Below are 6928 nucleotides of genomic sequence, written 5' to 3' on the forward strand. Positions count from 1 at the left end.
AACCACGGGCGCGGGCCCGGCCGAACCTCCAAACCCACCCACCGGAACGGAGCCGATCGATCCGCCGGTGCCGCCCACCGGCGCGGAACCGGCCGAACCACCAGCCCCAACCACCGAGGCAGACCCGGTCAGTCCGCCGGTCCCAACCACCTGCGCCGGGCCGACCCGTCCGCCAGTGCCGCCCACCACGGCCGACCCAGCCGCTCCACCAGCCCCAACCACGGGCGCGGGCCCGGCCGAACCTCCAAACCCACCCACCGGAACGGAGCCGATCGATCCGCCGGTGCCGCCCACCGGCGCGGAACCGGCCGAACCACCAGCCCCAACCACCGAGGCAGACCCGGTCAGTCCGCCGGTCCCAACCACCTGCGCCGGGCCGACCGATCCGCCAGTGCCGCCCACCACGGCCGACCCAGCCGCTCCACCAGCCCCAACCACCGAGGTCGGGCCGACCTGTCCACCGATCCCAACCACCGGAACGGAGCCGATCGATCCGCCGGTGCCGCCCACCACGGCCGACCCAGCCGCTCCACCAGCCCCAACCACCGAGGCAGACCCGGTCAGTCCGCCGGTCCCAACCACCTGCGCCGGGCCGACCGATCCGCCAGTGCCGCCCACCACGGCCGACCCAGCCGCTCCACCAGCCCCAACCACGGGCGCGGGCCCGGCCGAACCTCCAAACCCACCCACCGGAACGGAGCCGGTCAGTCCGCCGGTGCCGCCCACCGGCGCGGAGCCGGCCGAACCGCCGGTCCCAACCACAGGCGCGGGCCCGGCCGAACCACCAATCCCACCCACCGGCGCGGAGTCGGCCGAACCTCCAATCCCACCCACCTGGGCGGGCCCGGTCAGTCCGCCCGTGCCGTCGACGAGGTCGAGATCCGGCGGGCCGCCGTTCCAGGTGAGGGTGACCGTGAGGGCGGCCTTGGCCTCGCCCTCCGCGAGAAGGCCGATCACCTTGCCCGCCTTTGCCGTCAGCTCGATCCCGAACTCGACGCTGACCTCGTCGGGCCGGACGGCACGCAGCGGCGCGGCCAGCGAGCGTGCGACGCCGGTGATCACGGACTGCAGGCTCTCGACCTGCGCCTCGATCCGCTCACCGAAACCCGTGTCCGTGTACGACAGCCCGCCGGACGGTTCCTCCAACTCCTCGGTGCCGGAAATCCTCGCCCATACCGGTGTCCCGTCGGGCAGTTCGATCCGTGCGATACGGGTCACTCCATCACCCATGTCATCCCCCGTTCCCCCATTGCCCCACGCCCCTGTGGTCCCGCCGCCCCGTTGCGCAGGCTAGCGGCAGGCCGACAGCCGCGCGAGAGGACCTCCGGGCGTCACCCGCCCCCGCCTATCCTTTTCCCAGCCTCCCCTCACGGGAAGACTCCCGCCCGCCACTTCACTCACGGAGCACCATCCATGTATTTCACCGACCGCGGCATCGAAGAACTGGAGAAGCGGCGCGGCGAGGAAGAGGTCACCTTCGAGTGGCTCGCCGAGCAGCTCCGTACGTTTGTCGACCTCAACCCGGACTTCGAGGTCCCGGTGGAACGGCTGGCGACATGGCTGGCACGGCTGGACGACGAGGACGACGAGGACGAGTAGTCGCGGCTCGGGTAGCTCCGGCTCGCGAAATCCCGGCTCGCGCGAGCGTCGGCCAACGGTGCCGTCGGTATCGGTATCGGGCGAGGTCAGCCGAAGGCCCGCAGCCGGTCGTACGCGAGCCCGAGCACGCCGTGGATCACCAGCAGGGCCCCCGCGGCGGTCCAGCCGCCACTGCTCCGGCGTACACCCCAGGCGGCGAGCGGGAGACCGGCGGCCAGCTGGGCCACGGCCAGGGCGCGGGCCTTCGGGCCACGCAGCCACGGCCCGAGGCTGCCACCCTCCACGACGTCGAGCTCCGCACGGACCGCGGCAGCCCACCCCGTCCACTCGATCTGCTCGGCACCGGGCTGGACCCGGGCCACTTCACGGAGCCTTCCGATGGGCTCCCCCGGGGTGAGCCCGGCCGGAAGTGCCACCCCCGCGCGCGTGAGGACGGCGAGCAGCCCGCGCATGCGCGCACGGGCGTCCGCGGCGGAGTCGAGCTCGGCCAACCGTTCCAGCGATTGCATGTCCAGCACGGGATCGAGACCGAGGCGGGCCGCGAAGGTACGCATCGCCTCGTCCTCGCCGACCGGGGTGCCGTTCGCCAGCCACTCGTAGCCGACGGTGCGGCGGAAACCCGAGGCGAGAGTGTAGCCGCTGTGGTCGGCGTCCCACCAGAGGGCCAGTACGGGCCAGGGGGCGCCGACGGCGAGAGCGGTGGCCCAGCCGGTGAGCACCCGGTCGACGGGTTCGGCACCGTGCAGCCAGGGCCTGCCCTCCGGAACCAGCACACTCCACTCGGCACCGGCCGCGGTGAGCAGCATCCCCTCACGCAGCAGTTGGGCGGCGGACCCGACGGACTCGGGCCGCGCCCGGCAGAGGAGCAGGCCGCCGGGGGCCTGGCCGGAAGGCCGGCCAGAGGACTCGCCGGACGTCGAGGACATGGTCATACCGTAGGCGCACTTACGAGCGACTTGCCCCTTTTGCCCGCCAGGAGGCCGTCGGAGCCGGTGTCTTGACTTTCCGTATCCGCGATATATCGTGTTACGTGGAAGACGCGATATGGCGCGTCCCATCCCGATCCTGTCGAGGAGGTCGCACCATGTCCGAGTGGTCCGTCGCAGAGCCCGGCAAGCTCACCTTCGACGCTCCCGTGACGGCCCTGCATGTGCGCGTCGTCAACGGAACAGTGAACGTCGTGGGTACCGACGAGGGTTCCGCCCGGCTCGAAGTCTCCGAGTTGGAGGGCCCGCCGCTCCAGGTGACTCAGGAGGGCGGCACCCTCACGGTGGCCTATGAGGACCTTCCCTGGAAGGGCTTCCTCAAATGGCTCGACCGCAAGATCTGGCGCCGCAGCGCGGTGGTCTCCCTGGCCGTCCCGGCGAGCACCCGCGTCGAGCTGGGCGTGGTCGGCGCTGCCGCCGTGATCTCCGGGACGGACGGCCGGGTAGAGGTGAAGGGCGTCACGGGCGACACGACACTGGTCCGCATCGCCGGCCCGGTTCGCGTGGATACGGTGTCCGGGAATCTGGAGGCCCAGGCCGTCACAGGTGACCTCCGCTTCAACTCCGTCTCCGGCGACCTGACGGTCGTCGAGGGCTCGGGCTCTTCCGTGCGGGCCGAGTCTGTGAGCGGCTCGATGATCGTGGACCTGGACGCCACGGGCACTCCGACGGACGTCCAGTTGTCGAACGTCTCGGGCGAGATCGCCATCCGGCTCCCGCACCCGGCGGACGCGGTGGTGGAGGCGAACACCGCGAGCGGCAGCGTCTCCAGCGCCTTCGAGGATCTCCGTGTCGGCGGGCAGTGGGGCGCCAAGAAGATCACCGGCCGGCTGGGCGCGGGCAACGGCAAGCTGAAGGCGGTGACCGTCTCCGGTTCCATCGCCCTGCTGCGCAGGCCGCCGACGGAGGACGAGCCGCCCGAGGAACCACAGGACGCCGCGCCCGAGGACCCGCAGGACGCCGCGCCCGAGACCGCGCCCGAAGCCCCCTCCGGCACCGCTACCGACCCCGCGACCGACGCCCCGACCAGCAAGAAGGTGCTCTGAGATGCCTCCCGTCTTCGCCCATGGCCGCCTTCGGCTCTACCTCCTGAAGCTGCTGGACGAGGCCCCGCGCCACGGGTACGAGGTGATCCGGCTCCTGGAGGAGCGCTTCCAGGGCCTGTACGCCCCCTCGGCGGGCACCGTCTACCCGCGGCTGGCGAAGCTGGAGACCGAGGGCCTGGTCACACACACGACCGAGGGCGGTCGCAAGGTGTACGCGATCACCGACGCGGGCCGCGCCGAACTGGCCGACCGCAGCGGTGAGCTGGCCGACCTGGAGCTGGAGATCCGCGAGTCGGTGGCGGAGCTCGCGGCGGAGATCCGTGCCGACGTACGGGGCGCGGCAGGCGACCTGCGACGTGAGATGCGAGCGGCGGCCACGGCGGCCCGGCGGGGTGGCACGAGTGGCGCGGGTGGCTCCACGGCCAAGGAACACGACACCGCTCGGGGCGAGTTCGGGGAATTCGGCGACAACCTCGACAAGGAGTCATGGCGGGCCGCGAAGGAGGAGATGCGGCGCGTCAAGCAGGAGTGGAAGGAGCAGGCCCGCCGCGCGAAGGACGAGAGCCGTCGCGCCCGCGACGAGGCGCAGCGTGCCCGCCGCCAGGCCAAGGAGGCCCAGGAAAGGACCCGCGCCCAGGCCCAGGAGGAGATGCAGCGCATGGCCAAGCATGTCCAGGACCAGGTCCAGGACCACTTCGCACGGGGCGACTGGCCGACCGGCGTCCGCGAGGGCCTGACCGAACTGGCCAAGGAGTTCGGCGAGTTCGGAAAGAACTTCGGCAAGGATCTGGGCAAGGACTTCGCGAAGGACCTGGGCAAGGACTTCGGCTTCGGCCGCACGGAAACGGCAGCCGGATCCACCACATCGGCCACATCAGACTCGCCGACGACATCAGGCGCTTCGGCCACATCGGCCACATCGGCCAACGAAGCAAGGGAGACGAAGGGGGCGAAGGAGCCGGAGTACACAGTCACCCCGGACGACTTCCCCGCCGGCTACGAACCCTCCTGGGCCCACGAGGACTCCACCGGCAACCCGGCCCGCGACCTGGACCGTCTCCTGGACCGCTTCCGCGACGACATCCGCGACGCGGCCCGCGACCACGGCGTGACGGAGGACCAACTCCGCGACACCCGACGCCACTTGTCGACGGCGGCGGCCCACATCGGGGCGGCATTGCGCAGGGCTACCCCTTAGGACCTGTCCGGCGATCGAGGACAAGTGCGTTCAGCGCGATCCGGGGGCCTGGGGGCGGCGCCCCCGGATACGGGACGGGCAGGGGCGGAAGGGGGCGAAAAAATGCCCCCATCCGCCGCCACCCGCCCCCACCTCACCCCGCCTTGGCCACCCCGCCCCCGTCCCCGTACAGCACCCGCACAACCCCCGCGTACGTCACCCCATGGTCGGCCAGTACCTCGGCGGGAACACCGGGCCGCGAGGCAAGCGCCATCAGAAGGTGCTCGTCCCCGATGTGCCGGTCCTGATGGGCGAGAGCGATCCGCAGCGACTGGGTGAGCACGTCCTTGGCCCCGGGAGCGAAGCCGGGCCGCCGCGACCGGCGCCCACCGGCACCCCGCTGCCCCGCCTCCAACGCGCCCACCCCATGCGTCTCTTCCACCCGGGAAACGATCTCCGAGAGGTCGATGCCGAGCCCCGAGAGGGCGTCGGCGTCCGCGCGGGAGAGCCCACCCCGCCGCCGCGCCTCGGCAAGTTCCCGGACGACGGAGTCACGCCGTCCCGCCAGCCCGAGCGATGCCAGGACGAACGAGCCCCGGCTGCCTTCCCGGTCCAGGAGGGCGAGCAGCATGTGCGCTTCCTCGACCCGCCTCTCCCCCGCCCGTTCGCAGTGCCCGACCGCCCCCTCGACCACGGCCCGCGCATCCTTCGTGAACCGCTCGAACATCACTGCCTCCCGTACTTCTTGTGCACGGCCTGCCTGGTCACTCCGAGTTCCGCGGCGATGTCCTGCCACGACCAGCCCTGATTGCGCGCGCTGCGCACCTGCACCGCTTCCAACTGCTCCAACAACCTCCGCAGCGCGGAGACCGCCCGCAGCCCGACGCGCGGATCACGATCACCCGCGCGCTCGGCAAGATCCGTTGCTTCGGTCATGATGTCAACCTACATTGACACCCGGCATCCGTCAATCAAAGTTGACACACAAACGGCGGACCCGAGGAATCCGAGCCCGCCGAAACCGAAACCACCCGCATACGACTCCACACGACCGTCAGTCCACGGCAAGAACGATCTTCCCGAACTGGTCGCCGGACTCCAGCCGTTCGAACCCCTCGCGTGCCCGGTCGAGCGGCAGCACCTCGTCGATGACGGGCCGCACACCGGTGGCGGCGCAGAACGACAGCAGGTCCTCCAGCTCGTCCTTGGTACCCATCGTCGAGCCGACGATCCTGAGCTCAAGGAAGAAGACGCGGGTCAGTTCGGCGTGCGAGGGCCGGTCGCCGCTGGTGGCACCCGAGATGACCAGCGTGCCGCCGGGCCGCAGCGACTTGATGGAGTGCGACCAGGTGGCGGCCCCCACCGTCTCGATCACCGCGTCGACCCGCTGCGGCAGCCGAGCCCCGGATTCGAGCGCCTCCACGGCCCCCAGCTCGACGGCCCTCTTCCGCCTGGCCTCGTCGCGGCTGGTGGCGAACATCCGCAGCCCCGCGGCCTTCCCCAGCACGATCGCGGCCGTCGCCACTCCTCCGCCGGCGCCCTGGACGAGCACGGAGTCGCCTGGGCGTACGCCCGCGTTGGTGAAGAGCATCCGGTACGCCGTCAGCCAGGCCGTGGGCAGACAGGCGGCCTCCGCGAACGACAGCTCCCTGGGCTTCGGCAGCACGTTCCACGCGGGCACGGAGACCCGCTCTGCGAAGGTGCCCTGGTAGCGCTCGGTGAGAATGGAACGGGGCTCCTTGGGGCCGACCCCGTGCCCGGTCTGCCCGATGACGGAGTGCAGCACGACCTCGTTGCCGTCCTCGTCGATCCCGGCGGCGTCGCACCCGAGGATCATCGGCAGCTTGTCCTCGGCCAGGCCCACTCCGCGCAGCGACCACAGGTCGTGGTGGTTGAGGGAAGCGGCCCGCACGTTCACGGTCGTCCAGCCGGGCCTCTCCTCGGGGACCGGACGCTCCCCCAACTCCAGGCCGTTGAGCGGCTGGTCACGGTCGATCCGGGCGGCGTAGGCAGCGAACATGACCTTGACGATAGGCGCCGCCCCCGCCGGACGGAACCAGGTCCCTCTGTGACACGCGTCCCGTCACGTCCGGGGCCCTCAATTCAGCCCGTCCGGCGTT

The 6928-nt window shown here is 71.4% G+C and carries 8 protein-coding genes; 3 read left to right on the plus strand and 5 right to left on the minus strand.

Annotated elements, in window-relative coordinates:
- On the minus strand, positions 1–1146 hold a 1146-nt coding region (locus tag ACFWP7_RS19560; protein ID WP_384382781.1), incomplete at its 3' end, for a CU044_2847 family protein.
- Positions 1147–1413: 267 nt separating this feature from the next.
- On the opposite strand from ACFWP7_RS19560, the gene ACFWP7_RS19565 reads away from it, so the two are divergent.
- Entirely contained in the window at positions 1414–1599 is a 186-nt protein-coding gene (locus ACFWP7_RS19565) for a DUF6104 family protein (protein ID WP_010061466.1), read from the plus strand.
- Positions 1600–1685: 86 nt separating this feature from the next.
- Here the strand turns inward: ACFWP7_RS19565 and ACFWP7_RS19570 are convergent, their stop codons facing one another.
- Positions 1686–2531 (minus strand): hypothetical protein, encoded by an 846-nt coding sequence (locus ACFWP7_RS19570; protein WP_384382782.1) that lies wholly within the window; start codon positions 2529–2531, stop codon positions 1686–1688.
- A 152-nt stretch (positions 2532–2683) separates the two neighbouring features.
- Here ACFWP7_RS19570 and ACFWP7_RS19575 point away from each other — a divergent pair, with 152 nt between their 5' ends.
- Positions 2684–3631 carry a DUF4097 domain-containing protein gene (locus tag ACFWP7_RS19575; protein WP_384382783.1) on the plus strand — a complete coding sequence of 316 codons (948 nt, stop codon included), beginning with the start codon at positions 2684–2686 and terminating at the stop codon, positions 3629–3631.
- Position 3632: 1 nt separating this feature from the next.
- On the plus strand, positions 3633–4829 hold the full coding sequence (locus tag ACFWP7_RS19580; protein WP_384382784.1) for a helix-turn-helix transcriptional regulator: 1197 nt from the start codon (positions 3633–3635) through the stop codon (positions 4827–4829).
- Between the two features lie 133 nt (positions 4830–4962).
- On the opposite strand, the gene ACFWP7_RS19585 is transcribed toward ACFWP7_RS19580, so the two are convergent.
- The 3 genes from ACFWP7_RS19585 to ACFWP7_RS19595 all read right to left on the minus strand — a co-directional run bounded on the left by ACFWP7_RS19585 (position 4963) and on the right by ACFWP7_RS19595 (position 6828).
- Positions 4963–5535: a Clp protease N-terminal domain-containing protein gene (locus tag ACFWP7_RS19585; RefSeq protein ID WP_384382785.1), complete on the minus strand. Its 573-nt coding sequence runs from the start codon at positions 5533–5535 to the stop codon at positions 4963–4965.
- Positions 5535–5744: a helix-turn-helix domain-containing protein gene (locus tag ACFWP7_RS19590; protein WP_384382786.1), complete on the minus strand. Its 210-nt coding sequence runs from the start codon at positions 5742–5744 to the stop codon at positions 5535–5537. Before ACFWP7_RS19590 ends, ACFWP7_RS19585 begins: the two co-directional genes overlap by 1 nt.
- A 118-nt stretch (positions 5745–5862) precedes the next feature.
- Positions 5863–6828, minus strand: coding sequence for a zinc-binding dehydrogenase (locus tag ACFWP7_RS19595; RefSeq protein WP_384382787.1), 966 nt, complete (start codon positions 6826–6828; stop codon positions 5863–5865).
- Positions 6829–6928 lie beyond the last annotated feature (100 nt).

The sequence above is a fragment of the Streptomyces sp. NPDC058470 genome (assembly GCF_042721055.1).
Lineage (GTDB): Bacteria > Actinomycetota > Actinomycetes > Streptomycetales > Streptomycetaceae > Streptomyces.

What these genes read in the sequence shown, in the direction of transcription:
- ACFWP7_RS19585 (WP_384382785.1), bottom strand. Translation starts at nt 5,535, where the DNA reads ATGTTCGAGCGGTTCACGAAGGATGCGCGGGCCGTGGTCGAGGGGGCG.
- ACFWP7_RS19575 (WP_384382783.1), top strand. Translation starts at nt 2,684, where the DNA reads ATGTCCGAGTGGTCCGTCGCAGAGCCCGGCAAGCTCACCTTCGACGCT.
- ACFWP7_RS19570 (WP_384382782.1), bottom strand. Translation starts at nt 2,531, where the DNA reads ATGACCATGTCCTCGACGTCCGGCGAGTCCTCTGGCCGGCCTTCCGGC.
- ACFWP7_RS19595 (WP_384382787.1), bottom strand. Translation starts at nt 6,828, where the DNA reads ATGTTCGCTGCCTACGCCGCCCGGATCGACCGTGACCAGCCGCTCAAC.
- ACFWP7_RS19580 (WP_384382784.1), top strand. Translation starts at nt 3,633, where the DNA reads ATGCCTCCCGTCTTCGCCCATGGCCGCCTTCGGCTCTACCTCCTGAAG.
- ACFWP7_RS19565 (WP_010061466.1), top strand. Translation starts at nt 1,414, where the DNA reads ATGTATTTCACCGACCGCGGCATCGAAGAACTGGAGAAGCGGCGCGGC.
- ACFWP7_RS19590 (WP_384382786.1), bottom strand. Translation starts at nt 5,744, where the DNA reads ATGACCGAAGCAACGGATCTTGCCGAGCGCGCGGGTGATCGTGATCCG.